At 61.2% G+C, this 26,446-nt stretch carries 27 protein-coding genes and 1 tRNA gene; 14 read left to right on the forward strand and 14 right to left on the reverse strand.

Features of this window, described 5'->3' with window-relative positions; translation table 11 throughout:
• The first annotated feature begins 22 nt into the window (after positions 1 to 22).
• Together ACN9MW_RS08190 and ACN9MW_RS08195 are read left to right on the forward strand one after the other, a co-directional pair.
• On the forward strand, positions 23 to 1,285 hold the full coding sequence (locus ACN9MW_RS08190) for a sugar MFS transporter (protein WP_426169624.1): 1,263 nt from the start codon (positions 23 to 25) through the stop codon (positions 1,283 to 1,285).
• A complete protein-coding gene (locus tag ACN9MW_RS08195) occupies positions 1,272 to 3,737 on the forward strand; it encodes a TIM-barrel domain-containing protein (RefSeq protein WP_426169626.1) in 2,466 nt (821 codons plus the stop codon). Before ACN9MW_RS08190 ends, ACN9MW_RS08195 begins: the two co-directional genes overlap by 14 nt.
• Here the strand turns inward: ACN9MW_RS08195 and ACN9MW_RS08200 are convergent.
• From ACN9MW_RS08200 to ACN9MW_RS08210, 3 genes are read right to left on the reverse strand one after another with little or no spacing between them, the layout of a single operon-like run.
• Positions 3,701 to 5,089 (reverse strand): TolC family protein, encoded by a 1,389-nt coding sequence (locus tag ACN9MW_RS08200; RefSeq protein ID WP_426169628.1) that lies wholly within the window; start codon positions 5,087 to 5,089, stop codon positions 3,701 to 3,703. The two genes, ACN9MW_RS08195 and ACN9MW_RS08200, sit on opposite strands and share 37 nt — an antisense overlap.
• Positions 5,086 to 8,376 (reverse strand): efflux RND transporter permease subunit, encoded by a 3,291-nt coding sequence (locus ACN9MW_RS08205; protein ID WP_426169631.1) that lies wholly within the window; start codon positions 8,374 to 8,376, stop codon positions 5,086 to 5,088. Before ACN9MW_RS08205 ends, ACN9MW_RS08200 begins: the two co-directional genes overlap by 4 nt.
• 9 nt (positions 8,377 to 8,385) lie before the next feature.
• A complete protein-coding gene (locus ACN9MW_RS08210; protein ID WP_426169634.1) occupies positions 8,386 to 9,570 on the reverse strand; it encodes an efflux RND transporter periplasmic adaptor subunit in 1,185 nt (394 codons plus the stop codon).
• Positions 9,571 to 9,794: 224 nt separating this feature from the next.
• On the opposite strand from ACN9MW_RS08210, the gene ACN9MW_RS08215 reads away from it, so the two are divergent.
• On the forward strand, positions 9,795 to 10,310 hold the full coding sequence (locus ACN9MW_RS08215) for a TetR/AcrR family transcriptional regulator C-terminal domain-containing protein (protein ID WP_426169637.1): 516 nt from the start codon (positions 9,795 to 9,797) through the stop codon (positions 10,308 to 10,310).
• A 9-nt stretch (positions 10,311 to 10,319) separates the two neighbouring features.
• On the opposite strand, the gene ACN9MW_RS08220 is transcribed toward ACN9MW_RS08215, so the two are convergent.
• Positions 10,320 to 10,532, reverse strand: a complete 213-nt coding sequence (locus ACN9MW_RS08220) for a hypothetical protein (protein WP_426169640.1) — start codon at positions 10,530 to 10,532, stop codon at positions 10,320 to 10,322.
• A gap of 229 nt (positions 10,533 to 10,761) precedes the next feature.
• Between ACN9MW_RS08220 and ACN9MW_RS08225 the strand changes: the two genes are divergently transcribed.
• The 5 genes from ACN9MW_RS08225 (at position 10,762) to ACN9MW_RS08245 (ending at position 14,775) form a co-directional block, all read left to right on the forward strand.
• Positions 10,762 to 11,904, forward strand: coding sequence for an MlaE family lipid ABC transporter permease subunit (locus tag ACN9MW_RS08225; protein WP_426169643.1), 1,143 nt, complete (start codon positions 10,762 to 10,764; stop codon positions 11,902 to 11,904).
• Positions 11,901 to 12,680 carry an ABC transporter ATP-binding protein gene (locus ACN9MW_RS08230; RefSeq protein ID WP_426169645.1) on the forward strand — a complete coding sequence of 260 codons (780 nt, stop codon included), beginning with the start codon at positions 11,901 to 11,903 and terminating at the stop codon, positions 12,678 to 12,680. Before ACN9MW_RS08225 ends, ACN9MW_RS08230 begins: the two co-directional genes overlap by 4 nt.
• Entirely contained in the window at positions 12,670 to 13,263 is a 594-nt protein-coding gene (locus ACN9MW_RS08235) for an MlaD family protein (RefSeq protein ID WP_426169648.1), read from the forward strand. Before ACN9MW_RS08230 ends, ACN9MW_RS08235 begins: the two co-directional genes overlap by 11 nt.
• Before the next feature lie 259 nt (positions 13,264 to 13,522).
• The gene (locus ACN9MW_RS08240) at positions 13,523 to 14,257 is read left to right on the forward strand and encodes an MFS transporter (RefSeq protein ID WP_426169651.1); all 735 of its coding nucleotides are present in this window, start codon (positions 13,523 to 13,525) and stop codon (positions 14,255 to 14,257) included.
• Complete coding sequence (locus ACN9MW_RS08245; protein ID WP_426169653.1) at positions 14,257 to 14,775, forward strand: hypothetical protein; 519 nt, start codon at positions 14,257 to 14,259, stop codon at positions 14,773 to 14,775. The genes ACN9MW_RS08240 and ACN9MW_RS08245 overlap by 1 nt, the downstream gene beginning before the upstream one ends.
• Before the next feature lie 228 nt (positions 14,776 to 15,003).
• Here ACN9MW_RS08245 and ACN9MW_RS08250 read toward each other — a convergent pair.
• Positions 15,004 to 15,080: transfer RNA gene (locus ACN9MW_RS08250), tRNA-Pro, on the reverse strand.
• Positions 15,081 to 15,173: 93 nt separating this feature from the next.
• Between ACN9MW_RS08250 and arsC the strand changes: the two genes are divergently transcribed.
• Together arsC and ACN9MW_RS08260 are read left to right on the forward strand one after the other, a co-directional pair.
• The gene (gene arsC / locus ACN9MW_RS08255; RefSeq protein WP_426169656.1) at positions 15,174 to 15,521 is read left to right on the forward strand and encodes an arsenate reductase (glutaredoxin); all 348 of its coding nucleotides are present in this window, start codon (positions 15,174 to 15,176) and stop codon (positions 15,519 to 15,521) included.
• Positions 15,522 to 16,331, forward strand: a complete 810-nt coding sequence (locus tag ACN9MW_RS08260; protein WP_426169659.1) for a hypothetical protein — start codon at positions 15,522 to 15,524, stop codon at positions 16,329 to 16,331.
• Positions 16,332 to 16,361: 30 nt separating this feature from the next.
• Here ACN9MW_RS08260 and ispB read toward each other — a convergent pair whose 3' ends face one another.
• Complete coding sequence (gene ispB / locus ACN9MW_RS08265; protein WP_426172150.1) at positions 16,362 to 17,312, reverse strand: octaprenyl diphosphate synthase; 951 nt, start codon at positions 17,310 to 17,312, stop codon at positions 16,362 to 16,364.
• Positions 17,313 to 17,539: 227 nt separating this feature from the next.
• Here ispB and rplU point away from each other — a divergent pair, with 227 nt between their 5' ends.
• The 4 genes from rplU (at position 17,540) to proB (ending at position 20,611) form a co-directional block, all read left to right on the forward strand.
• Complete coding sequence (gene rplU, locus ACN9MW_RS08270) at positions 17,540 to 17,851, forward strand: 50S ribosomal protein L21 (RefSeq protein ID WP_055933037.1); 312 nt, start codon at positions 17,540 to 17,542, stop codon at positions 17,849 to 17,851.
• 43 nt (positions 17,852 to 17,894) lie between these two features.
• On the forward strand, positions 17,895 to 18,155 hold the full coding sequence (gene rpmA, locus ACN9MW_RS08275; RefSeq protein ID WP_155456463.1) for a 50S ribosomal protein L27: 261 nt from the start codon (positions 17,895 to 17,897) through the stop codon (positions 18,153 to 18,155).
• Positions 18,156 to 18,244: 89 nt separating this feature from the next.
• The gene (obgE, locus tag ACN9MW_RS08280; RefSeq protein WP_426169663.1) at positions 18,245 to 19,354 is read left to right on the forward strand and encodes a GTPase ObgE; all 1,110 of its coding nucleotides are present in this window, start codon (positions 18,245 to 18,247) and stop codon (positions 19,352 to 19,354) included.
• Between the two features lie 138 nt (positions 19,355 to 19,492).
• Entirely contained in the window at positions 19,493 to 20,611 is a 1,119-nt protein-coding gene (gene proB / locus ACN9MW_RS08285) for a glutamate 5-kinase (protein WP_426169665.1), read from the forward strand.
• Between the two features lie 100 nt (positions 20,612 to 20,711).
• Here proB and nth read toward each other — a convergent pair whose 3' ends face one another.
• The 8 genes from nth to fdxA all read right to left on the reverse strand — a co-directional run bounded on the left by nth (position 20,712) and on the right by fdxA (position 26,415).
• Complete coding sequence (gene nth, locus ACN9MW_RS08290; protein WP_426169667.1) at positions 20,712 to 21,359, reverse strand: endonuclease III; 648 nt, start codon at positions 21,357 to 21,359, stop codon at positions 20,712 to 20,714.
• Entirely contained in the window at positions 21,356 to 22,033 is a 678-nt protein-coding gene (gene rsxB, locus ACN9MW_RS08295; RefSeq protein WP_426169669.1) for an electron transport complex subunit RsxB, read from the reverse strand. Before rsxB ends, nth begins: the two co-directional genes overlap by 4 nt.
• A gap of 229 nt (positions 22,034 to 22,262) precedes the next feature.
• Positions 22,263 to 22,688, reverse strand: coding sequence for a YeeE/YedE family protein (locus ACN9MW_RS08300; RefSeq protein WP_426169672.1), 426 nt, complete (start codon positions 22,686 to 22,688; stop codon positions 22,263 to 22,265).
• Positions 22,685 to 23,113, reverse strand: coding sequence for a YeeE/YedE family protein (locus ACN9MW_RS08305; protein WP_426169675.1), 429 nt, complete (start codon positions 23,111 to 23,113; stop codon positions 22,685 to 22,687). The genes ACN9MW_RS08300 and ACN9MW_RS08305 overlap by 4 nt, the downstream gene beginning before the upstream one ends.
• Before the next feature lie 5 nt (positions 23,114 to 23,118).
• Positions 23,119 to 23,424 carry a metalloregulator ArsR/SmtB family transcription factor gene (locus ACN9MW_RS08310; protein WP_426169677.1) on the reverse strand — a complete coding sequence of 102 codons (306 nt, stop codon included), beginning with the start codon at positions 23,422 to 23,424 and terminating at the stop codon, positions 23,119 to 23,121.
• A 74-nt stretch (positions 23,425 to 23,498) separates the two neighbouring features.
• The gene (locus ACN9MW_RS08315) at positions 23,499 to 24,734 is read right to left on the reverse strand and encodes a polyhydroxyalkanoate depolymerase (RefSeq protein ID WP_426169680.1); all 1,236 of its coding nucleotides are present in this window, start codon (positions 24,732 to 24,734) and stop codon (positions 23,499 to 23,501) included.
• Positions 24,735 to 24,942: 208 nt separating this feature from the next.
• On the reverse strand, positions 24,943 to 26,010 hold the full coding sequence (locus ACN9MW_RS08320) for an NAD(P)/FAD-dependent oxidoreductase (protein WP_426169682.1): 1,068 nt from the start codon (positions 26,008 to 26,010) through the stop codon (positions 24,943 to 24,945).
• Between the two features lie 81 nt (positions 26,011 to 26,091).
• The gene (gene fdxA, locus ACN9MW_RS08325; protein WP_028100735.1) at positions 26,092 to 26,415 is read right to left on the reverse strand and encodes a ferredoxin FdxA; all 324 of its coding nucleotides are present in this window, start codon (positions 26,413 to 26,415) and stop codon (positions 26,092 to 26,094) included.
• Between the last annotated feature and the right edge of the window lie 31 nt (positions 26,416 to 26,446).

Below are 26,446 nucleotides of genomic sequence, written 5' to 3' on the forward strand. Positions count from 1 at the left end.
CATAAAAACTGAGGAGACATTCATGGCATCCACCGTACCCAACGCTACGCCAACTGCACCGCCAGCGGCGGCAGGCGGCGCTCAGAACGGAACGAACACCGGCGCGCTGGTCATCGTCACACTGCTGTTCTTCATGTGGGGTTTGATTACCTCGCTGAACGACGTGCTGATTCCGCACCTGAAGGCGATCTATACGCTGTCCTATTTCCAGGCGATGCTGGTGCAGCTTTGCTTCTTCGGCGCTTACTTCATCGTATCGCTGCCGGCGGGCGCCCTGATCCGCCGCATCGGCTACCAGAAGGGTGCGGTAGCCGGCCTGCTGATTGCCGCCGGCGGCTGCGTGCTGTTCTATCCGGCTTCGTTCGGCGGCTACGGCCTGTTCCTGCTGGCGTTCTTCGTGCTGGCTTCGGGCATCACCGTGCTGCAGGTTGCCGCCAACCCGTATGTCACCGTGCTTGGGCTGCCGCGCACGGCCTCCAGCCGCCTGAACCTGACCCAGGCTTTCAATTCCCTCGGCACCACCATCGGCCCTTCCGTTGGCGGCATGCTGATCCTGTCGGCGGCCGGCGTGGCGGGCGCCGCGGCTGATGCAGCCACCGTGCGCGGCCCCTACCTGGCCCTGGCCGGTGCGCTGGCCTTGCTGGCTGTGCTGTTCTTTGTCGCCAAACTGCCGCAGATCGCCGACACCGAAGACGTTTCGCTGGCGGGCGAGGGACACGGTTCGGCCTGGGCCCACCGCCACCTCGTGCTGGGCGCCATCGGCATTTTCCTGTACGTTGGCGCGGAAGTCAGCATCGGTAGCTTCCTCATCAACTTCCTGGGCGAGTCGCACATTGCCGGCCTGGCCCACGCCGAAGCGGCGCATTACGTCAGCATCTACTGGGGCGGCGCCATGGTGGGTCGTTTCATCGGCTTCGTGGTGATGCGCGTGGCCAGCCCGGGCAAGACGCTGGCCGTCAACTCGCTGGTGGCAATCGGCTTGGTGCTGGCGGCGACCTTCGGCAAGGGCAGCGTGGCAATGTGGGCCATCCTGGCGGTGGGCCTGTGCAACTCGATCATGTTCCCGACCATTTTCAGCATGGCGCTGCATGGCCTGGGCAAGTACACCGGCCAGGGCTCTGGCATCCTGTGCATGGCCATTGTCGGCGGCGCGCTGGTGCCGTTCGCGCAGGGCGCGCTGGCGGATGCCATCGGCGTGCAGGCATCGTTCATGCTGCCTGCCGCCTGCTATGCCTTCATCCTTTACTTCGGCGCGAAGTATTCTTCGATGTATGCGGCCCAGTAGTGTCCTGGCCGTCCTCGCGCTGGGCGCAGCAAGTACGCTGCACGCGGAAACCGTGGAGCGCATGGTGCTCTCCCGCGGCGGCGTGGTGCTTGAAGTATCTGCACCGGCCAGCGGCATCGTGCGCATCCGCATGGGCCGCGGGAAATTGCCGGAAGATGCCTCGTGGGCGGTGCCGGCTGCAAGGCGCAGCGCGCGCCTGCCGCTGAAAGTCACGCGCCGTGGCGAACAGGTGCTGCTGCGCACGGCGAACATCGCCGCCCGCATCGATTTGCGTACCTTGCGGACGGACGTGCTCGATGGCGGCGGCCGGCTGCTGCTGGCCGACCTTGCCGGACGGGCCGCGCTTTCACCCGATGGCGGCTTCCGCATGCGTGGGCGCATGGGCGGCGACGATCATGTCTTTGGCCTGGGAGACAAGACCGGGACCTTCGACCGCAAGGGTGGCGCCTACACCATGTGGAATACGGACACCTACAAGTTCACGCAGGCGACAGATCCCCTTTACAAGACCGTTCCATTCTTCCTGGCCGTGAGCGACCGTGGGCAGGCCCATGGCCTGTTCCTCGACAACACCTGGCGCACCACTTTCGATTTCGGCAAGACCGAACGGGGCGTGCTGTCGATCAGCGGCGAGGGTGGACCTGTCGATTACTACGTCATGGCAGGCCCCGCACCGAAGGACGTGCTGCAGCAATATGCCCGGCTGACCGGCTCGGCGCCGCTGATGCCGCAATGGGCGTTGGGCTTCCAGCAGTCCAAGTGGAGCTACAAGACGGACGCCGAAGTGCGCGCGATCGCGCGGCGCCTGCGCAGCGAAAGGCTGCCCTCGGACGTGATCTACATGGATATCGACTATCAGGATCGCTCGCGCCCATTCACCGTCAACCGCCAGGCCTTCCCCCACGTGCGGCGGCTTGCCGACGACCTTCGCACGCAGGGCATCCGCCTGGTGCTGATTACCGACCCGCATATCGCCAATGCTCCAGGCCAGGGCTACGCCGCCTACGACAGCGGTGCGGCGCAAGACCTTTTCCTGAAACTGCCGGGTGGCCGGTACTACTCGGGCGATGTGTGGCCCGGCGCAGCCGTGTTCCCCGACTTCAGCCGCGCCCAGGCGCGCCGCTGGTGGGGCGAGCTGTATGCCGGATTCGTGAGTGACGGCGTGGCGGGCTTCTGGAACGACATGAATGAGCCTTCGATCTTCAATGCTCCGGGCAAGACCATGCCGCTCGAGGTCGTGCACCGGATTGAAAGCGACGACTTCGCGCCGCGCAGCACCTCGCACGCGGAAATGCACAACGTCTATGGCCAGCTCAATTCGCGCGCCACGTACGAAGGCCTGCTGCGGCTGCAGCCGGACGTGCGTCCCTTCGTGCTGACCCGCGCCACCTACGCCGGCGGCCAGCGTTATGCGGCAACGTGGACCGGCGACAACGTCTCGAGCTGGCAGCACCTCAAGATGGGCATGCAGCAGCTGGTCAATCTTGGTCTGAGCGGTTTCTCCTACGCCGGCAACGACATTGGCGGCTACGCCGGCGAGCGGCCGTCGCCCGAATTGCTGACGCGCTGGTTCCAGCTTGGCGCCTTCATGCCGCTGTTTCGCGCCCATGCGGAAACCGGCCGGGCCGACCAGGAACCCTGGGTTGGCGTCGCGGCGCAGGTCGAGATCCGCCGTCGTTTCATCTCGGAGCGCTACCGCCTGATGCCCTACCTGTATGCCGCAGCGGAGGAAAACAGCCGCAGCGGCATTCCTCTGCTGCGGCCAGTCTTCCTCAACTTCCCTTCAGTACTGGCGCATGGCGACCGGCTTGGCGGTTCGGAGGACCAGTTCATGATCGGCGGCGACCTGCTGCTGGCGCCATCGCCGATGCTTGAATCGCCGGGCGACTACAACGTGGAGCTGCCCGGCAAGGGCTGGTACGACTACTGGACGGGACGGCGCCTGGACGGCAAAGGGCTTGTCGTCAAACCGGATATCGCCCAGTTGCCGGTCTATGTGCGCCCGGGTGCGATCATCCCCCGCCAGCCCCTGGTGCAAAGCACGGCCTTCATCCCTGAGGGCAGGCTGGAACTCCATGTTTATCCTGGTGCCGGCTGCCAGGGCGACATCTACGCCGACGATGGCGTCAGCCTGGCATACCAGCGCGGCGGCTTCCTGCGCCAGCGCATCCGCTGCGAGCAAACGCCATCGGGCCTGAAGCTGTTGTTCGAGCAGCGCGAGGGGAGCTGGAGGCCGTGGTGGAATGGCATGGCGCTTTATGTCCATGGATGGGATGCCGAGGCCGCGCCGCAAGCGTATGCGGCCGGCGGCGCACTGGCCACTTCCGTGGATCGCGAGCAGAATGCGGCCGTGATCCTGGCGCCGGACCTGGCAGGCGGGGTGGTCGAAATCGACCGGCAGCGAGCGGTTGACCCTCAGGGGCCGCCCCAGCCACCGGCAAGCGCCTTGTAGACCACGACCAGCGAAACGGCCGCACCGGACTGCGCCTGCGCCAGCCGGTCGCGCGCCGACAGCAGTTCGCGTTCGGCATCCAGCACCACCAGGAAATCGGTCGAACCAACCGCAAAGCGCTCGCGCGCAATTTTGGCCGCCTGCTCGGAAGCGACGACCGCGTCGTACAGCAGCGCGGCCTGCTGCTGCGAGCGCGTGTAGTTGATGAATGCGCCCTCTGTTTCCTCCAGCGCCGCCAGTACGGCGCGCTCGTAGTTCACCACCGCCGCATCGGCGCGTGCATCAGATGCGGCAATATTGGCGCGGATGCGGCCGAAGTCGAGCAGGTTCCACGCCAGTTGCGCGCCGAGGTTATAGGCGTAGGACGCGCCCTTGCCAAGGTCGCTCGCATGAGAGGCGTTCTGCCCCAGCGTCCCGCCCAGCGTGATGGACGGGAACCATGCGCTGCGAGCGACGCCGGCATTGGCTGCCGCCGCGGCCAGTTGCGCTTCCGCCAGCTGCACGTCGGGCCGGCGGCGCAGCAGGTTTTCCGGCGTGCCGATGCCGCCGATATCGAAGGATTTGAGCCCCGGCAGCGGGCGCGGCTCGCCCAGCTCCGCATCCAGCCCGGTCGGCGGCAGGCCGCAAAGCACGGCAAGCCGATAGCGCGTGCGGGCTAGCGCCGATTCGAATGCAGGCACCGAAGCGGCAGTCGAATTCACCAGCGAACGAGCGCGTTCCGTATCGAGCGCGGTGCCGCGCCCAACGCTCTCGCGGGCCTCGACCAGCTGCAAGGCGGCGCGCTGGGTCTCCAGGGAAGCAACGGCAACGCGCAATTGCTCCTGCAATCCCCGCAAGTTGAAATAGTTGCGCGCCACTTCGGCCGCCACGCTTAGCTGCGCTGCCCGATAGCCCGCCTCGCCGGCCAGGACGCCGGCTTGCGCCGCGCGCCGCGCGTCGCCCAGGCGGCCGAACACATCGACTTCCCAAAGCACGTCCAGGCCTACTAAATAAGCATTGTCGGTCTTGGGAACGCCGTTGCTATCCTTGGCCCGCACGCGTGCTGCCCCCGCGTTGAGGTTCACGGTCGGCCACAGGTCGGCGTCGGCGAAGCGTCCGATTGCGCGCGACTCGGCCAGGCTGGCAGCCGCGCTGCGCACGTCGGTATTGGCCTTCAGTGCGCGCAGGACCAGGGAAGACAACTGCTCGTCCTCGAAGCGGCGCCAGAATTCGGCCACCGGTTCGCTGTTCGCTGCCTGGCCGGGGGCGTTGACGAAGCCCGCCTGCGCGGGAGGCTGGTAGCGCGCCAGTTGCGGCGCATGGGAGCAAGCGCCAAGGAGCAGCGCCGCAAGCAAGGATAAGGTGCTTTTCATGATTTTCCCTCGGGCGGCGGACTGGCGTCGTCAATGCCGGCGTGGAAGGGGTGGGCGGCGGCGTCGACCGCGCGCCGCACTTCGGCCGCGTGTTCACGGCGCTTGGCTGTGCTCTTGCGCACCATGCTGTAGAACACCGGCGTCAGGAAGATGCCGAAGAACGTCACGCCAACCATGCCCGAGAAGACCGCAATGCCCATGGCCCGGCGCATTTCGCTGCCTGCGCCGCTGCCGAGTATGAGCGGGACGACGCCGGCGCAGAATGCGATGGACGTCATCAGGATCGGTCGCAGCCGCAGGTGGCAGGCTTCAAGCACCGCTTCGACCATGGGCCTTCCGCGCTCTTCCAGCTCCTTGGCAAACTCCACGATCAGGATCGCATTCTTGCAGGCCAGGCCGACCAGCACCACCAGCGCCACCTGGGTAAAGATATTCAGGTCCCCGGTCTGCCCGAAGGGCGGCCAGTGCGACAGCCAGACCCCGAACAGCGCGCACAGTATGCACATCGGCACGATCAGGATGATCGCCAGCGGCAGGCTCCAGCTCTCATATTGCGCAGTGAGCACCAGCACCACCAGCACAACGGACAGGAACAGGACCGCCGCCAGCGTGGGTATCTTTGCGCCGATCACCGGCAAGGTCACGTCGCGCGTCAGGCGGTCCTGGTAGGTCAGGTCGGTCCATTCAAAGCCCATGCCGCGCGGCAGGCCCTTGATCAGCTTTTCGATTTCCGCTTCCGCCTGGCCGCTGGAGAAACCCGGCTTGGGAGCGCCATTCAGGTCGGCGGCGGGAAAGCCGTTGTAGCGGGTCACGCGTGTCGGTCCAAAGGTAGGCTGGACCTGCATGAGGGCGCCGAGTTGCACCATCTGCCCTGCGTCGTTACGGGTTTCAAGGCGTGCGATGCTATCTGCGCTGGAGCGGTAGGGCGCGTCTGCCTGCACCACCACCTGGTAGGTTTTTCCGAAGCGGGTAAAGTCGTTGACGTACAGGGAGCCCAGGTTGATCTGCAGCGTATCGTAGATCGACTGCAGCGGCACACCCATCTGCTTTGCCTTGGTCCTGTCCACATCGGCGAACAACTGCGGCACATTGATATCGTAAGTCGAGTAAGGCGTCGCGATGGTCGACTTGGGATTGCCGTAGATCGGCCCGAGTATGCCCCACACGCTGCCATAAAGCGCTTGCTCGCCCTGGCTGCTGCGGTCCTGCACCATCAGCTTGAAGCCGCCGGCGGCACCCAGGCCCTCCACGGCTGGTGGCGGCACCACGAAGATACGGGCGCCCTGTATCTGCTGCATGGCGCCGTTCACCTTGCCCAGGATGGCGTCCTTGGACAGTGCGGCCGAGGTTCGCTCTTCGAACGGCGTCAGTCCCAGGAAGACAATGCCCTCGTTTGGCGCCGCCGAGAATCCTGCAATCGAAAGACCGGGGAAGGCGATTGAATCGCGGATGCCCGGCACTTTGCGGGCGATATCGCTCATTTCCCGAATCACCTTCTCCGTGCGATCGAGGGTCGCCCCGGCCGGCAACTGGGCTACGCCGATCAGGTATTGCTTGTCCGGCGCCGGCACGAACCCGCTGGGAATGGCGCCGAACAGCACTGCGGTCAGGGCCAGCAGCACGCCATAGACAAGCAACGCCGCAGATTTTCGCTTCAGGATAGCGTCGACGCCGCGACTGTACTTCTTGCTCTGGCGCTGGAAGAAGCAGTTAAACCAATGGAAGAAGCGTCCGAACAGCTTGTCCATCCAGATCATCACGGTATCCTTGGGCGCATCGTGCGGACGCAGGAGCAGCGCCGCCATCGCGGGCGAAAGAGTCAGCGAGTTGATCGCGGATATGACTGTGGAAATTGCGATGGTGACGGCGAACTGCTTATAGAACTGGCCGGACAGGCCGGGCACGAAGGTCAGAGGGATGAAGACTGCGCACAGCACCAGCGCAATCGCCACGATAGGCCCGCTGACTTCGCTCATCGCCTTGTGCGTTGCGGCGTGCGGAGTAAGTCCGTCCGCGATATTGCGCTCGACGTTCTCCACCACCACGATCGCATCGTCGACGACAATGCCGATTGCCAGCACCAGGCCGAACAGCGTCAGAGTGTTGATCGAATAGCCGAGCAGCAGGAGCACCCCGAAGGTGCCGACAATCGACACCGGCACCGCCAGCAGGGGAATCACCGAAGCGCGCCAGGTCTGGAGGAAGATGATCACCACAAGCACCACCAGCAAGATGGCCTCGACCAGGGTGTGCACCACCTTTTCAATCGAGGTCTGCACGAAGCGTGTCGGGTCGTAGACGATGTCGTAGTCGACGCCCTGCGGGAAGGACTGTTTTAGCCGGGCCATGGTGGCGCGGACATTGTCGGAGAGCGCCAGCGAGTTGGATCCGGGCGCCTGGAAAATACCGATCGCCACGGCATCCTTGTTGTTCAACAGGCTGCGCAAGGCGAAGGTGCTTGCGCTCATCTCGACGCGGCCGATGTCCTTGATCCTCACGACCGCGCCGGTGCGCGTATCGCTGCGAACAATGATGTTTGCAAAATCCTCTTCCTTGACCAGCCGTCCCTGCGCGTTGACCGCCAGCTGGAATTCCGTGTTGTTCACGGCCGGCGGCGACCCGACCACGCCCGCCGCGACTTGCGCGTTCTGCTCGCGAATCGCCTGGATGACGTCGCCCGCAGTCATGCTGCGCGAAGCCAGTTTCTGCGGATCGAGCCAGATGCGCATTGCGTAATCGCCGCCGCCGAAGAACAGCACGGACCCCATGCCGGGAATGCGCAGCAGTTCGTCGCGTACATACAGGTTGGCGTAGTTGCGCAGGTAAAGCGTGTCGTGGCTGTTGTCCGGGCTGGCCATGTGCACCACCATGGTCAGGCTGGAGGACTGCTTCTCCGTCGTCACGCCGATCTGGCGCACGATGTCCGGCAGGCGGGGAAGGGCGCGGTTGATCCGGTTCTGTACTGCCGTTTCGGCTTGCTCCGGCACCGTGCCGATCTTGAACGTGACCGTAATGCTCATGCTGCCGTCGGCCGTGGCCTGGCTCTGGAAGTACAGCACGTTTTCCAGCCCATTGATCTGCTCTTCGAGCGGGGCCGCGACCGTCTCCGCAATCACGCGCGGATTCGCGCCCGGGAATTGCGCGCGTACCACCACCTGCGGCGGCGCCACCTCGGGATATTCCGAAATCGGCAGTTGGAAGATCGCCAGCAGCCCTGTCAGGAAAATGAAGATCGAAATGACGGTTGCAAGGCGCGGATGCTCGATGAAATGTTTTGAGAAGTCCATGGCTCCTCCTCAACCCTTGGCCGGTGCAGGGGCTCCGGGCGGCGGGGCAGGGATGGGCATGCCTTGCTCATTCACTTTCAGCACCTGCGGCGTGACGGGCGCGCCAGGGAAGGCGCGCAGCAAGCCGTCCACGATCACAAGTTCGCCTTCCTTCACGCCTTCCACCACACGCATGCCGTCGATCAGTGCTCCGGGCTTGACCTCGCGCTGTTCGACGATATTGTTCTTGCCTACCACCAGCACGACCTTGCGGGTCTGGTCGGTGGTGAGCGCGCGGTCCGCAATCACGGTGGCCATGTACTTGCCGCTGCCCACCAGCTTCAGGCGCGCGAACAGTCCCGGGGTGAACAGGCCGTCCTTGTTTTCGAATACTGCCCGCCCGCGCAGCGATGCAGTGGCGGGATTCAGCCGGTTGTCGACGAAGTCCATCTTGCCTTCGTGGGGGAAACCCTCTTCATTGGCCAGGCCGAGGTAGATGACGTTCGGCGTATCGCGCGACGAGGCGCGGGTACCATCGCGGGCTGCGCGCATGTATTTGAGGTATAGCGCCTCGCTGGCGTCAAAGTATGCGTAGACCTTGTCGGTCGAGACGACCGTTGTCAGTACCGGCTCGCCCGCATTCACCAGGTTGCCTTCGGTGACGTTGGCGCGCGAAGTGCGGCCTTCCACCGGAGAGGTAATGTTGGTGAATTCCAGGTTGAGGCGCGCCTGCGTGAGCGCCGCCTCTCCGGCACGTATCGACGACTGCGAATTGGCGACGGCAGCGCGCAGCTGGTCCAGTTCCTGCTGGCTGACGCCACGAACGGCGACCAGTTTTTCCGCACGCGCGAATTCGGATTTGTTCAATTCGAACTGGGTGCGGGCGGACTGCAACTGCGCCTCGGCTCGCGCCACCTCGGCCGCGTAGGGGCGGGGATCGATGGTGAAGAGCGGCTCGCCTTTCCTGACGACCTGGCCCTCCTTGAAATGGACTTTGACCAGGTTGCCGGTCACGCGCGACCGCACGTCGACTGTGTGCGGCGCTTCCAGCCGTCCTGTGAATTCATCGAACTCCTGGACCTGCCGCTTGACGACCGGCGCCACCGAGACGGCGGGCGGACCTCCGGCTTGTTTGGAGGGATCTTCCTTGGCGCCGCAAGCGGCGAGAAGTGCCAGGACGGCAAAGGGGACAAGACGTGCTGCCAGCGTATTCATAGCTCGAACCTTCCAAACTGCGTTGCACAGCGGGGAAACCGATTCTTACAGCGTGATACTTACGGCGGGTTTTCAGGAAAATAGCACAAAAATAGCAGCGTGGGCAGGAAACGCTTCCACCTGGTTAAGACAGGAAATCGCTCGCGGACATGGTTCCCGCGAGGGCTCCGGGTTTCAGCACATAGGCCGCTGTATCCGGCGGCAGCGCCATGTCGCCATCAGCCTTGTTCGGGGAGCTGGTTTCGCGGTCCACGCAAGAACATGGCGGACAACTGGCCGATCTTTTTGGCGAGCGGCCGTGCGCCGCAATTGGCCCGGGCTTGCCGCCCGACGCAATGGAAGTGCTTGCCCTGCTGGACCCCAAGCAGGATGTCGAAGTTTCGCTGAAAGGCTTCGGCGAGCGCGTGCTCAGAACCTTTTTCACGCCGCAGAAATTCGCCATGCGGCGCATGGTGATTGCGGCCTCAGGCAACAATCCCGAAGTGGGGCGCACATTCTACGAGAACGGCCCAGGCAAGGGCATGAAGCTGGTCGCCGGCTATTTTGAAGCTGTGATGAAAGCAGGGAAGTTGCGCATGGCCGATCCCCATGTGGCAGCAAGCCAGTTCCGTGCCCTGCTCGATTGCGAATTGGAAGAGCGCGGCCTGATGAATGCCTTGCCCGAGTTTCACGATGCGCAGGTTGTTGCAACGGTAGCCCGCGCCGTGGACACCTTCATGCGCGCTTACCGCCCGGACTGAAGCCTGCGGTTATTCGCCCAGCGCTGCTTTTTCTTCGGCGGTCAGGCGCTTCGCCTTCACCACGACGATTGGAGTGGTGCTTGCTTTAACGCTGGCGACTTGAGCGGCCGGTGCCAGCAATTTCGGCACGGCGGCGGTGGCTGCGGCAGACACGCCGATCAGGATCAAAGCGCCCAAGAAGATGAATTCCATATGCTTACTGAGTTCCATACTGTTCTCCATAAAATGTAATTCCTTGGAAACATTATGTGGCAGTGCAGCATATAACTCAAATTCAAAGTTTCGATAATCGTCATTCGCAAAGAGAATGACTCGGTTGGCGCAGGGGAACCCCCAATGTGTTGTTCCGCACAGAACCGCCCAAAGCGTCGAGCCTAAACTGAAACAAAGAAACGCCAAGCTATTCGCGCATGTTCGGCGACCAGTTTATGCCACCAAATAGGCAGACACCATGCCCAGGGTTCCCGCCAATCCGGCGCAAGCCGCCTCACCCCGTTCACCACCGGCTATCGAAGTCAGCGGAGAAGGAGAGCGCCACGCACTGTCGGGCTCGCTCGTCATTGGCACCCTCACCACAGCCAGGAACTCGTTGAAGAGCTGGTCGAAGCCCGGGCCGTCGTGCACCCTTGATGTGGCCGGGATCACGCAGCTCGATACGCCGGGTGCCTTGTTTCTTTCAGCCCTCCGCAAACTGGGCGTGGCGCTCACCGGCGTGCGCCCGGAACACCAGACCCTGTTCGACTTGATCGACTCGCTCGATCTCAAGCCACTGCCGGCTGTAGCAGCAGTTCCGCGCTGGCGCCAGCGGGTGATAGCGTTGGGAAAAAGTGCCCATGACACCTGGCACGAGGCGCGCTCCCTCATTACTTTTGTCGGCTGTGTCGCAAGCTGGACCTTCCATGCCCTGTTACACCCCACTTGCCTGCGTCCGGCGTCGATCTCGCGCCATGTCCGGGAGACCGGGATCCAGGCCTTGCCCATCATCGGCTTGATGGCGGTCATGATTGCAATCGTCATCGGCTACCAGGGTGTCGCGCAATTGCGCCAATATGGCGGAGAAGACCTCACCATCAACCTGGTCGCCGTCTCGGTGTTGCGTGAAATGGGCGTGTTAATCACCTCCATCATGGTGGCGGGCCGCTCCGGCTCCGCCTACACGGCTGAAATTGGCGTCATGAAGACGCGCGACGAAGTCGACGCGCTCACCGTGATGGGGCTGGAACCGATGCAGATGCTGGTCGTGCCCCGCGTGATCGCACTGGTCCTGACCTTGCCTGTGCTGGCCTTTTTTGCCGACATCATGGGCTTGATCGGCGGAGCGGCCATTGCACAAGTGCTGCTGCAGGTGGCGCCGGCGCAATACCTGGCGCGCTTGCCGCAGGTCGTCAGCCTCAGCGACCTGAATGTCGGCTTGTTCAAGGCGCCGGTATTCGCCTTCTGCATTGCAGTCATCGCGTGCATGCACGGGTTGCGGGTCAAGGGTACTGCCGAAAGCGTTGGCCGCGAAACCACCCGTTCCGTCGTGAAGTCGATTTTCCTGGTGCTGGTGCTTGATGCGCTCTTCTCGATCCTGTTTGAAAAGCTTGGAGTATGAAACCCGCCGCCACGCCCATCCTGTCTGCCCGGGGCATCGTCAACCGCTTCGGCAAACAGCTCATACATGACAAGCTTGACCTTGACGTCAAGCGTGGAGAAATCATTGGCATCGCCGGCGGCTCCGGTTCCGGCAAGTCGGTGCTGCTGAAGACCCTGATTGGCCTGCACCAGCCGGACGGCGGCGAAGTCTTGCTCGACGGCGTGGCGATCAGCACCATTTCAGCCCATGAGCGCGCCTTTGCGTTTGGTGTCCTGTTCCAGCAAGGCGCGCTGTTTTCCTCCCTGTCTGTGGCCGACAACATCATGCTGCCAATGCGCGAACATACGAGCTTGCAGGCCGACGACCGTGAGCAGATCGCCGCGATGAAACTGGCGCTGACCGGCCTGGAGGCGGACAGCGGCCTCAAGTTTCCGTCCGCACTGTCGGGCGGCATGGTCAAGCGCGCCGCGTTTGCCCGTGCCCTGGCGCTCGATCCTCAGATTCTTTTCCTCGATGAACCGAGCTCCGATCTTGATCCGATTGCCGCTGCAGGCATTGACGCCCTGATCCAGCAGCTCAATCGTAGTCTGGGGATCACGGCCGTCATCGTCACTCATGATCTCACGACCCTGGTGACCATCTGCGACCGCATCGCCTTGCTGGTTGACCGGAAGCTGACGATCGATACCGCCAGCCAGTTGCGGAAATCCAAACATCCGTGGATACACGACTTCTTCCACGGGCCGCGCGCCGAGGGCGCAATGTCCGCCAGGGAGGTGAGTCATGGAAACTGACAGGCGCTATTTCATGGAAGGGCTGTTCATCATCGCCTTTGCCGTTGCCGCCGCCTTGTTTGCCGTCTGGCTAGGCAGCCCGGGACAGCGCGATGATGTGCTGTACCGCATCCACTTCCCCGAATCGGTCGGCGGCCTGACCGTCGGCGACCCGGTGAAGTTCCGCGGCGTCGATGCCGGCACGGTCAAGTCGATCATCAATGATCCGGACGACCCGAGCCTGGTGCAGGTAGACGTGCGCTTGCGCAAAAATACACCGGTCAAGACAGACACCCGGGCCAGCCTTGCGCTCAAGGGCATTACCGGCGTCGTTTATGTCGAGCTGAGTGGCGGAGGAAAAACCGCCAAGCCCCTGCTTGCTGTGACGGCTCCGGACAAGATTCCCGAGATCCCGTTCCAGAAATCAGGGCTCAAAGCCATGCTCGATGAACTGCCCAAGGCCGTTGAAAAATTCATGGCGATCGAAAACCAGGCCAAGAAGGTCGTGACGGACGTTGGCGCCTTGACTGAGAAGGTCAAGGCTAATCCCTCTCTGCTGCTGCGCCGTCCTGACAAGGACAGCAATGACGGCGCCAAAAAATAGCGGCAATTTAAGAGCAGTGACAGTGCATCGAGATTTGCAACGGATATCGCGATAAGACTGAAGTCAACACAATTGAAAGACCATTGAGCTTCGTTCGTTTGAGGTGGAGCCGTTGACTTTAGTGCGTTGTCATTCATACTGTCTATATATACAGCATGCGCTCGGGTGTAATTGCAAATTGACAACAATTGCTCTTATTGATCAGCAAATGTCGTAATGCCTAACTCAATGAATGACCTAGCTGTAGTATTGTGACGCGATGGAAACACCAAAAGAACTTGATTTCAGCATTGATGCGTTCAGCCCTGACACCATACCAATGTCTCGGCTAGCTGAATACATGCAGCAGCTGGCCGCCTTGTACGGGAGCGAGCCTGCTGTGCATTTTCGAACAGTTCGACCAGGAAGCGCAATTCTCAGCGTGCTGATCGACACCGCCGCTGTCGATTGTGTTGAATCTAGGCTGCGTATGGTTCACGACGCTTCGGCACCCGATGACCTGAAGAAGGCCTATCAAAACCTCAATAATATGCTGAAGGCTGACAAGGCAATCGGAGAGGTTAGGCAGACGACCGGAGGAGTCGTCTTAGCCTTCCCTGGTAGAGACACCCCGATCCAAAAGACGTTCCGTGTCAAAGAAGCAGGCGTACTTGACGGCGTCGTCATTCGAATTGGTGGCAAAGACAACACTATCCCCGTTTGGTTGAAGGATGTCGACGGCACGATTCACAAATGCGAAGCAAACAGCGATATGGCGCGAGAGTTGATTCGAAATTACCTTTCGACCCCGATTCGCGTTTCGGGGCAAGGCGATTGGCTGCGCGGCGAAGATGGGGTTTGGTCGCTTGAGAAGTTTCGAATCAGTGGCTGGGAACCTTTAGACGATGTGTCGATAACGGACATTCTTAATGCAGCTCGGTTAGCTAAGGGCAATGGATGGAACGAAGTTGATGATCCAATCAAGGAGCACCTGCTGATACGAGGATCGGATTAATGGTAATTTTTGACGCGGGCATTCTCATAAAACTGCTTGATCCGCGCACATCGGATATTCAGCGCGATAAGCTGGACTATCTAGTAGTTCGATTGCAAAGATCGAAGACTAAGATATTGATTCCAACGCCGGCCGTTTCTGAGTTCTACGTCAAGGCTGACCCAGACGTTTTGGCTTCCTTCAAAGGCCGTTCGGCCTTCATCATTGCTCCCTTTGATGAAAAGGCTGCAATCGAGTGCGCGATAAGCGTCAGAGACGCGGTTCGTTCCGGTAAGAAGAAGGGTGTCCAAGATGCCGCACCCTGGCAGAAAGTGAAGTTCGACCATCAGATAGTCGCGATTGCCAAGGTTCACAGGGCTACCTGTATTTACTCCGAAGATGAAGGGCTGCGAAACTTTGCTGCATCACTTGGGCTGAGCGCTCAATGCACAGAAGAATTGCAAGAAAATCCGGAGTCTAAACAGCAGAAACTTGACTTGAACATGGAAGGCGACGGGGCAATCCCCCCCACCAAATGATAGCCGCAGAAAGTAGAGATGGCACGACACTATGTCGAAGCTGGGCGCATGACCATCAAGAGCGCTTGCCTGGCGGTTTGCATCAGCCAGACCTGGTTTGTTAGGTGCTACGCGAGGTCAGTAAACCTCGGCTGGCATAAGGGACACTGGGACAACAGATTTACTCCATATCGTTATCAATAACTGATCAGTGTGAGATGGGAAACCGTTTGGGTTTAAAAGTATCTTTGGTCGGGGTGAGAGGATTCGAACCTCCGGCCTCTACGTCCCGAACGTAGCGCTCTACCGGGCTAAGCTACACCCCGACTGGTGTGAGCTAATTCTACACATAATTTTGTGGATTTATCAACTCCCTTGCCGGTGATATAGTGCGGCTTTGAATTAACTTCATTTGCATCATGGGAATCACCATTTATCACAACAATTCGTGCAGCAATTCGCGCGGCGCGCTGGCGCTGATCCGCGAAGCGGGCATTGAGCCGGAAATCGTTGAATACCTGAAGGCGCCGCCATCGCGCGAAGTCCTGATAGACCTGATTGCGCGAGCCGGCCTGACGGCGCGCGGCGCCATGCGCAACAAGGGTGAGCTGTACGACCAGCTTGGCCTGGCAGACGAATCGCTGCCGGAGGATGAGCTGGTTGACGCCATGATGGCGCACCCGGAACTGATCAACCGTCCCTTCGTGGTGACCGACAAGGGCGTGCGCCTGTGCCGTCCGCCGGAAACGGTCAAAGAGATCCTTTAAGTGCGCAAAGCCTTCGTTACCGCTTTGCTGGCGCTGGCCGCCAGCGCGCATGCCGACACTTCGGAATGCGAGATCCACAAGCTGGCCACCTACCCATTTCCGCATCGTCCGACGGCGGAGCAGGCCGCGGCATTGAAGGACTGCAATGCTGACAAGCTGTATTACGGCATCGGCGTGCATTTCGATTATGTGAAGGCGCGGCACTGCGCCTTTGCGGCGGATAGCCAGGATGTCCTGATGATGCTGTACGCGAACGGCCTGGGCGTGCCGCGCAATTATGCGGTGGCGAAGATGGCGGCCTGCCGCGCCGATGCCACCGAGATCGAAGCGCGCCTGGCGCGTTTGGCGCGCATGCAGACCGGCAAGGAAGGCCCATCGCCGAAGATCGACATGTGCGATGACGCGGCAAACAGCCATCTGCTGTCGCGCTGTGCCGCGATCCGGCTGGACCTGGCCGACCAGGACCGCAACGCACGCATCGACACCATTTCGGCACGCTGGAACGATGCCGAGAAATCCGCTTTGCAGCAGGTGCGGCGTCACGGGACAGACCCTGCGCAAATTGAGGAAATCCTCAACTCCTTGCTGGATTTCGAGGCCGGCAAGCTGCCATCCTTCATGGCAGAAGATGCCGCGGCAGCCGAGCGTGAAATGAGCCAGATGAAGATCCCGGCCGAGAAGCAGCGCAGCTGGCTGGCCTACCGCGATGCATGGCTGGCGCTGGGCAAGCTGCGCTACCCAGCGGTCGCACCGCATGCGTGGAAGGCATACTTCGCCAAGCGGCGCATAGCCGCGGTCAAGGCGCAGTAAGAAAAAAGGCGCCGATTGGCGCCTTGTTCTTTAGTGGCTGCGGTCCACCGAGAAGCGGGCCAGTTGCAGCAAGGCTTGTTTGTAGGTGCCGTCCGGCATGCTTGCAATCGCGTCGATGGCGCGCTGCGCTGCCACTTCGGCGGCGCGACGGGTGTAGTCCAGTGCGCCGCTATTAGTGATCGCGGCCAGGATGGTATCGAAGTGCTGTTCGTCGCCGTTCTCGATGCAGGAACGGACCAGGGCGCGCTGTTCTTCGCTGCCGTTTTCCATCAGCCAGATCAGCGGCAGGGTAGGCTTGCCTTCGCGCAGGTCGTCGCCCACGTTCTTGCCGATCTCGCTTGCGTCGCCGGCGTAATCCAGCACGTCGTCGATCAGCTGGAAGGCAGTGCCCAGCGAGCGGCCATATTCGCCTGCGGCGGCGATGTCGGTGTCGGAAGCACCGGCAACCAGCGCGCCCAGCTCCGCAGCCGCTTCGAACAGCTTGGCAGTCTTGGAGCGGATCACCTGCAGGTAGCTTTCTTCGGTCACGTCCGGGTCGTGCATGTTCAGCAGCTGCAGCACTTCACCCTCTGCGATCACATTGGTCGCATCGGACAGGATCTGCATCACGCGCATGGAATCCAGCGACACCATCATCTGGAAGGCGCGGGAGTAGAGGAAGTCGCCCACCAGCACCGACGCGGCATTGCCAAACAAGGCGTTGGCCGTCTGGCGGCCGCGGCGCATTGACGATTCGTCAACCACGTCGTCATGCAGCAGGGTCGCGGTGTGGATGAACTCCACCACGGCGGCCAGTTCATGGTGGCCGGCGCCCTTGTAGTTGTATGCATTCGCTACCAGTAGGACCAGGACTGGTCGGATACGCTTGCCGCCCGCGCTGATGATATATTCAGCAATCTGGTTGACCAGCGCCACTTCCGAGTGAAGGCGCTGGCGGATCACCGAATTGACCGCGTCCATATCGGCGGCAATGGTGCTCATGATGTTGTTCTGGGCGTTGTTCGACAAGGCAAACCTACTGGTAAGGTTGGTAAGAGTGCCGCGATTATACGTTACTCGTTGCCGACATACCACGACGGCCGCCCGTCGACAATACCTTTTGACCAGTTTCCCGAAACTATGTATAATCAGCGGTTCCCCGGCTTTCGTCTGTTGTTTTTGGGCGTCGAGCAAGCGGGACTTATTAACAATTCAAGAGGTTTCCAATCATGTACGCGGTCATAAAAACCGGCGGCAAACAATACAAAGTTGCTGCTGGCGAAAAAATTAAAGTAGAACAGTTGCCGGCTGACATTGGTTCCGAAATCACTATCGACCAGGTTCTCGCCGTTGGCGCGGGCGACAGCATCAAGTTTGGTGCTCCTCTGGTTGCAGGTGCATCGGTTCTGGTGAAAGTAGTTGCCCAAGGTCGTCACGACAAGGTACGCATCTTCAAGATGCGTCGTCGTAAGCACTACCAGAAGCGTCAAGGCCACCGCCAGAACTTCACCGAAATCCAAATCGTTTCGATCAACGGCTAATTGCTGCTTGCCCGAATTTACCGAGCTATCAAGGAGTAACTAAATGGCACACAAAAAAGGCGGCGGTACTACCCGCAACGGTCGCGACTCTGAATCAAAACGCCTGGGCGTTAAAGTGTACGGCGGCCAGTCCATCAATGCTGGTGGCATCATCATCCGTCAACGCGGCACCCCAGTGTCCGCTGGCGAAAACGTCGGTACCGGCAAGGACCACACCCTGTTCGCACTGGTGGACGGCGTTGTGAAGTTCGTGACCAAGGGTCCGGACAGCAAGAAGTACGTTACCGTCGTAGCTGCTGCTTAAACCAGCAAATACAGGTACAGTAAGGCGAAAGCCTTCTCTCCAAAAGGCTCTGCCAGTGGTAGGGCCTTTTTAGTTTTCAAGGTGGTCTTATGAAGTTTATTGACGAAGCACGCATCGAAGTTATCGCCGGCAGCGGCGGCAATGGCTGCGCCTCTTTTTGCCGTGAAAAATTCCGTCCATTCGGCGGCCCTGATGGCGGCGACGGCGGCAAAGGCGGCAGCATCTGGGCGGTAGCCGACCGTAACGTCAATACGCTGGTGGACTATCGCTATTCCAAGATGCACCGCGCCGGCAACGGCGAATCCGGCCGTGGCTCCGACTGCTACGGCAAGGGCGCAGACGACATCTTCCTGCGCATGCCGGTCGGCACCCTGATCATCGACGAAGTCACCGGCGAAATCATCGCCGACATGACCGAACATGGCCAGATGGAACTGCTGGCCAAGGGCGGCGAGGGCGGCTGGGGCAATATCCACTTCAAGACCTCGACCAACCGCGCACCGCGCCAGAAAACCGACGGCAAGGAAGGCGAACGCCGCGAGCTGCGCCTGGAGCTGAAAGTGCTGGCCGACGTTGGCCTGCTGGGCATGCCGAATGCCGGCAAGTCGACCTTCATCACCGCGGTATCGAATGCCCGTCCGAAGATTGCGGACTACCCGTTCACCACCCTGCACCCGAACCTGGGCGTGGTGCGTGTGTCGCACGAAAAATCGTTCGTGATCGCGGACATTCCTGGCCTGATCGAAGGCGCCGCCGAAGGTGCGGGCCTGGGCCACCAGTTCCTGCGCCACCTGTCGCGCACCGGCCTGCTGCTGCACATCGTCGACCTGGCGCCGTTCGAGGCGACTGTCGATCCGGTCAAGGAAGCCAAGGCCCTGGTCAAGGAACTGCAAAAGTACGATCCTGCGCTGGGCGACAAGCCGCGCTGGCTGGTGCTGAACAAGCTGGACGTGATTCCGGAAGAAGAACGCGCCAAGCGCGTCAAGGACTTCGTCAAGAAGTTCGGCTTCAAGGGTCCGGTATTTGAGATCTCCGCACTGTCGCACGAAGGCACGCAGGAACTGGTCAACGCCATCTACCTGCACTTGGAGCAGCAGCGCTATTCCGAGCAGCGCTCGGAAGAAGTGCAGATGACCGAAGAAGCCCGCGGTATCTCCTCCATCGACCCGGACGACCCACGTTTCAAAGTTCTCGATTAAAATCGAGACAACCTCTTATCTTTGCCGCCCCTGCCAACCGCGGGGGCGAGCATTGTCTGCGGCAAGCCGGCATCACCCCGCCCGGCGCATCACCAGAAGTTTCGCGTACCTTTTGTTTGATCAGACTTTTGCCGTCCTATGAATTCGCTTATCCAGAACTCCACCCGCATCATCATCAAAGTGGGCTCCTCGCTCGTCACCAATGACGGCCGCGGGCTCGATCATGCCGCTATCGCCCGCTGGGCCTCACAGATTTCCGCCCTGCGTGCGCTGGGCAAGGAAGTCGTGCTGGTCAGCTCAGGCGCCGTAGCAGAAGGCATGCTGCGCCTGGGCTTCGAAAAGCGACCGACGGACATACACGAACTGCAGGCATGCGCCGCCGTGGGCCAGATGGGCCTCGCGCAGATTTATGAAACCAGCTTCCGCGAGCACAGCATCGGCACTGCCCAGGTGCTGCTGACCCACGCCGACCTGGCCGACCGCGAACGCTACCTGAACGCGCGCTCCACGCTGACCACCTTGCTGCGCCTGGGCGTGGTCCCGATCATCAACGAGAACGACACCGTCGTCACCGATGAAATCAAGTTCGGCGACAACGACACGCTCGGCGCGCTGGTGGCAAACCTGATCGAAGCCGACGCGCTGATCATCCTGACCGACCAGCGCGGCCTGTTCAGCGCCGACCCGCGTAAGGACCCGGCGGCCTACCTCATCACACATGGCCGCGCCGGCGACCCTGCGCTGGAAGCGATGGCGGGCGGCGCCGGCTCCGCGCTGGGACGCGGCGGCATGCTGACCAAAATCCTGGCCGCCAAGCGTGCGGCCAAGTCCGGCGCCCATACCGTGATCGCCTTTGGCCGCGAAGCAGATGTGCTGACCCGCCTGGCTGCAGGCGAGAATATCGGCACCGAATTGTCCGCGCAGACCGGCCACCTGACGGCGCGCAAGCAGTGGATGGCAGACCACCTGCACACCGCAGGCCAGGTTGTGCTGGATGCCGGTGCCGTACAAAAGCTGGTGAAAGAGGGTAAATCCCTGCTGCCGATTGGCGTGATAGAAGTACACGGTGAATTCGGCCGAGGCGCGGTCGTCACCTGCATCGGCGAGGACGGTCACGCCATCGCGCGCGGCATCAGCAATTACACCAGTGCTGAAACCCGCCGCATCAAGCGCAAGCCCTCCGCCGAGATCGAAGCCATCCTCGGCTATGTCGAAGGACATGAGCTGATCCACCGCGACAATATGGTTTTACTCTAAACCGGTAAACCAGTGTCAGACCCGCGGGGTCTGACACTAACCCGCGGCGGCCGCTGGCCAGGTGTCTGACCCTGCGGGTCGGACACCGAAGTTCCGGTTTTCAGGCGTTGGCGGGGGCGGGCGTCTTGCCCTTGAATTCGCATAGGTCGGCGATGATGCAGTTCCAGCACTTGGGCTTGCGCGCGACACAGGTGTAGCGGCCGTGCAGGATCAGCCAGTGGTGCGCATCCATCAGGAATTCTTTCGGCACGAACTTCATCAGCTTCTGCTCGACGATGTCGACGTTCTTGCCCGGCGCGATGCCGGTGCGGTTGGAGACGCGGAAGATATGCGTGTCGACCGCCATTGCTACCTGCCGGAAGGCGGTATTCAGCACCACGTTGGCGGTCTTGCGGCCTACGCCCGGTAATTGCTCCAGTTCTTCGCGTGTCTGCGGTACTTCGCCGCCGTATTGGTCCACCAGGATCTGGCAGGTCGCAATCACGTTCTTCGCCTTGGTCTTGTACAGGCCAATGGTGCGGATGTATTCGGTGAGTTCGTCGAGGCCCAGGTCCAGGATCGCCTGCGGTGTGTTCGCCACCGGATAGAGCTTGCGCGTGGCCTTGTTCACGCCTACATCGGTCGCCTGCGCTGATAGCAGCACGGCGATCAGCAGCTCGAACGGCGTCGTGTATTCCAGTTCGGTTTCGGGATTGGGATTCGCCTCGCGCAGGCGTTCAAAGATCTGTTGGCGTTTGGCGTTGTTCATTTATTCTTGTCGGCTTCGGCGCGCTGGCGGGCGCGCTCCATGGCGGCGGCGATGATCTGGCGCTTGCGTTCCTTTTCCGCCAGCTCGGCTTCATTTTCCGGCGTCAGGCGTTCCACGGCAGCGGCTTTCGCGTGGGCCTTGGCGGCAAGGCGCGCATCGTTTTCTTCGCGCTCGCGGATCAGGCGCGCCAGGCGGAAGTCGTGGCGATCGCGCGCCTCGTCGGCCTGCGGTTGGGTCCAGGCATCCCAGCCGGTGGTTTCGGTCACCGGGTACATCACGATGCAGTCGACCGGGCAGGCCGGCACGCACAGGTCGCAGCCGGTGCACTGTTCCGGGATGATGGTATGCATCTGCTTGGCCGCGCCCATGATGGCGTCGACCGGGCAGGCCTGGATGCACAGCGTGCAGCCAATGCATAGCGATTCGTCGATGAAGGCCACCGCGCGCGGGCGCTCGAAACCATTGACGGGATTCAGCGGAATGACGGGGCGCCCGGTCACGCTGGATAAGCGGCGGATGCCTTCGGCGCCGCCAGGCGGGCATTGGTTGATGTTCGCTTCACCGGACGCAATCGCTTCTGCATACGGTCGGCAGCCCTTGTAGCTGCACTTCGTGCACTGGGTTTGCGGCAGCACGTCCTCGATGCGGTCGGCCAGGGTTTTCGGATCAGTCACGGCGAAAAGCGGAACGTTAAAGCGCTATTATCCAATATCTGCGCGGGCTTTGCGGAAGTTGCTTCGTATAAACTTGTGTGGAACATGCCGCTTCTTACCGGTCAACGTCTCCACGCTCCGTGAGCTGCGCGAGGAGAGCATCGGCATCGTGACCGCAAATTCGAACGCGACTACCTGCGCCGCCTCGACACCGACCGCCCGACAGCCAATTGACCTGCCTCAAAGCTTGTTAGCTTGGCCTTCCTGCTCGCCTTTCGACAATTTCGAATAGCGCCATCCCGCCAAGCATCGCAATGAAAAAAATCCATGGCTTGCTGCCGCCTGTCGCCAGCGATGCGACTGCCGGACCAGGACAGTAGCCGGCCAGTCCCCAGCCGATGCCGAAGCCAAGATTGCCCAGCACCAGGCGGCGGTCGATGTCGCGTTTGGTGGGAATGTTCATCGGGTTGCCAAGCAGTGCGCGCTGGCGCTTGCTGGCGAAGCGAAACGCGATGGTGCCAACCAGCAGGGCGCCGCCCATCACGAAGGCCAGCGATGGGTCCCATTTCCCGAACAGGTCGAGGAAGCCGATGATTTTGGCCGGGTTGGTCATGCCTGAAACGATCAGGCCAATCCCGAACAGAAGGCCGGCCAGCATGGAAGCCAGCGCGTTCATGCGAAGCTCCTTACGACGGCAACTGTCGCAAAGCCGGCTGCCATGAAGCACAGCGTGGCAACCAGCGAACGGGGCGACAGCCGCGATAGTCCGCACACGCCGTGGCCGCTGGTGCAGCCGGAGCCATAACGCGTCCCCACACCGACCAGCAAGCCGGCGGCGGCCAATGTGAGCGTGCCCGCATCGACCTGCACGGATGGCAATGCGGCGAAGGCGCCATACACTAGCGGTGCGGCCACCAGGCCGCCGAGGAAAGCGAAACGCCAGGCCGCATCGCCTTCCGTGGCCTGGCCAGGGAAGGCGCGCGACAGCAAGCCTCCCACGATTCCGCTGATGCCGGCAATCCGGCCGTTGACCAGCAACAGCATCGCTGTCGCCAGCCCGATCAAGATGCCGCCTGCCAGCGGCGCGTAGTAAGCACTCATTTGCATCACTCCTTGGGACAGTAAAGTTTGTACAGCACCTGCAGCACGGCCATCGCTTCCGCGCTGGCGATGCTGTAGAAAATCTGCTTGCCTTCGCGCCGCGTGGCAACCAGCTCGCCGTTGCGCAATACGGTCAATTGCTGCGACAAGGTCGGCTGCGAGATCCCGGTTGCCGCTTCCAGCTCCCCGACTGAATGCTCGCCTTGCACCAGCTGGCAAAGCAGCAGCAGGCGGTCCTGGTTGGACAGGGACTTCAACAATCCGGACGCGCGACCGGCAGCGGCCTGCAAAGCAACGGGATCAATCTTCATATTATATAAAAAAGTATAATGTATACGGTAATAAAAGCCGGGCACGCAGGCCCGGCCGGCTGAAGGGCAGGCCCTTAGCCGTGTTTCTTGATGAACGCCGCGATCCGCGGGCAGACCATCTCGCGCCAGCGGCGGCCGGAGAAGATGCCGTAGTGGCCGGCGCCCGGCACTACGAAGTCTTCCTGCATATTGGCTGGAATGCCGGAGCACAGGTCGTGCGCCGCCTGCGTCTGGCCGGCGCCGGAAATATCATCCAGTTCGCCTTCGACCGTCATCAGCGCTACGTTCTTGATGTCCTGCGGACGCACGAACACGCCATCGACTTCCCAGGTCCCTTGCGGCAGGCGGAATTCCTGGAATACGGTCTTGATCGTGTCGAGGTAGTACTCGGCCGGCATGTCCAGCACTGCATTGTATTCGTCGTAGAACTTGCGGTGGCTTTCCGCCGGTTCGTCGTCGCCGCGCACCAGGTGCATGTAGAACTCTCGATGCGACTGCGCATGGCGGCCCGGGTTCATGGCGATAAAGCCCGCGTGCTGCAGGAAACCGGGATAGACCTTGCGGCCAAAGCCCGGATAGTTCGGCGGCACAGCATAGATCACGGTGTTTTCGAACCACGAGAACTTCTTTTCCACTGCCAGGTTGTTGACCTGGGTCGGCGACTTGCGCGGATCGATCGGGCCGCCCATCATGGTCATGGTCTTCGGCAGCTTTGGATCCTTGGCCGTCGCCATCAGGGAGATGGCCGCCATGACGGGCACGGTAGGCTGGCAGACGGAAATGACATGCAGGTCAGGGCCGAGCAGGCGGATGAATTCCTGCACATATTTCACATAGTCGTTCAGGTGGAACGGGCCTTCCGACAGCGGCACCAGGCGCGCGTCGATCCAGTCGGTGATGTATACGTCGTGTTCGGACAGCAGCGCCTGCACGGTATCGCGCAGCAGCGTCGCGTGGTGGCCGGACAGCGGCGCCACCAGCAGCACGGTCGGCTGCTTGAGGGCCTTGAACTCCTTCTCGCTCAAGTCCTTGCGGAAGTGGAGCAATTTGCAGAAGGGCTTGTTTTCCACGACGCGTTCATCGATGTGGACTTGCTTGCCATTGACCACAGCCTGCTTGATGCCGAACTCCGGCTTCTCGTATTCCTTGCCCAGGCGGTACATCAATTCGTAGCCCGCTGCGATACGCTGTGAGAACGGTGTGTGCGCAAACGGCGAGACAGGATTGGTGAACAGCTTGGACGAGGCTTCAGCCCACTGCATCAGTGGATGCAGGAGCGAGCGTTGCATTTCGTGCAATTGGTAAAGCATAGTATGTCCCGCCGAAAATTGTGGCAATGCGCAAAGATGGTCCAATTATAGGCCATTTATACATGACCTACAGCATTCCGCAGTACCCCTCAGAAAGTACGTAAACAACGGCTAACACAACATGATTCCAACATAATACGAGGCGGGAAATAAAAAAAGCAGCGTTTCCGCTGCTTTTTTGTAGGATGCGTCCGAAGAACCGGTCGGATCAGTCGAACACCGGAGTTTCCACGCCCAGCACCTTGTGCAGTTTTGGCGACGTGGTGGTGTACTGCATGTGGATCTTCTTGTCCGGGAAGATATATGGTGCAGCGCCGAAAGCGGCCAGCGCGGCTTCGTGGAAGCCCGACAGGATCAGCTTTTTCTTGCCTGGGTAGGTGTTGATGTCGCCCACGGCGAAGATGCCCGGCACATTGGTTTCGAACTTCTCGGTCGACACCACTTTCAGCTGCTTGCGCTCGATATCCAGGCCCCACTCGGCGATCGGGCCCAGCTTTGGCGACAGGCCGTAGAATACCAGCAGCATGTCCAGCGGCACACGGCGGGTCACGCCGTCGGCGCCGGTTACGCGCAGTTCAGACAGCTTGTCATCCTTGGTTTCGATGCCCGACACCTGGCCGATGATCAGCTGCATCTCGTACTCTTCGCACAGCTGCTTCATCTTCGCCACGGAAGCCGGGGCAGCGCGGAAGTCTTCACGGCGGTGCAGCAGCACTACGGACTCGGCCTTGCCGACGAAGTTCAACGCCCAGTCCAGCGCGGAGTCGCCGCCGCCGCAGATGACCAGGTTCTTGCCTTCGAACATGGCCGGGTTTTTCACGCGGTAGAACAGCTGCGAGCCTTCGAAGGCGTCGATGCCGTCCACCTTCATGGTGCGCGGCTGGAACGAACCCACGCCGGCAGCGATAAAGATGGTCTTGGTGATGAACTTGGTGCCCAGCGAGGTCTCGACGTCGAAGCGGCCGTCTTCGCGCTTTTGCACGACAGTCACTTCCTGGCCCAGGTGGTAGGTCGCGCCGAACGGCTCGATCTGCTTCAGCAGGCCGTCGGTCAGTTCCTGGCCGGTGCAGGATGGAATGGCTGGAATGTCGTAGATCGGCTTGTCCGGATACAGTTCCACGCACTGGCCGCCAACGGCGCTCAGCGAGTCGATCACGTGGGCTTTGATCTCCAGCAGGCCGAGTTCGAAGACCTGGAACAGGCCGACCGGGCCGGCGCCGATGATGACTGCATCGGTCTCGTGGAGACCGCCTGGTGGGGTGCTGACGACATTCATAATGATTCTCATTCCATCTGAATAAGCGAACACCGCGTCAGGCGCGGTGTTGCACGGTGAATAACAGGCTGCTGGAAGCGTTTAGCGCTTCAGCAAGTGGGCCTTTTCCTTGACGTCCTTGAACTGCTCGGCTTCCGGCAGGGCAGGCTTGGTCTTGGTGATCGAAGGCCAGTTGCGCGACAAGTCAGCATTGATCTTGATGTATTGCTGCTGGTCGGACGGCACGTCTTCCTCAGCGAAGATGGCGTTGACCGGGCATTCGGCCACGCACACGGCGCAGTCGATGCACTCGTCTGGGTCAATGGCCAGGAAGTTCGGGCCTTCGCGGAAGCAATCTACCGGGCAAACATCGACGCAATCGGTATAGCGGCAGGCGATGCAGGATTCGGTGACAACGTGGGTCATAACAGTCCTATCTATGTTGGAGCGCTGGAAA

Source organism: Pseudoduganella sp. R-34 (assembly GCF_049904655.1).
Lineage (GTDB): Bacteria > Pseudomonadota > Gammaproteobacteria > Burkholderiales > Burkholderiaceae_D > Rugamonas.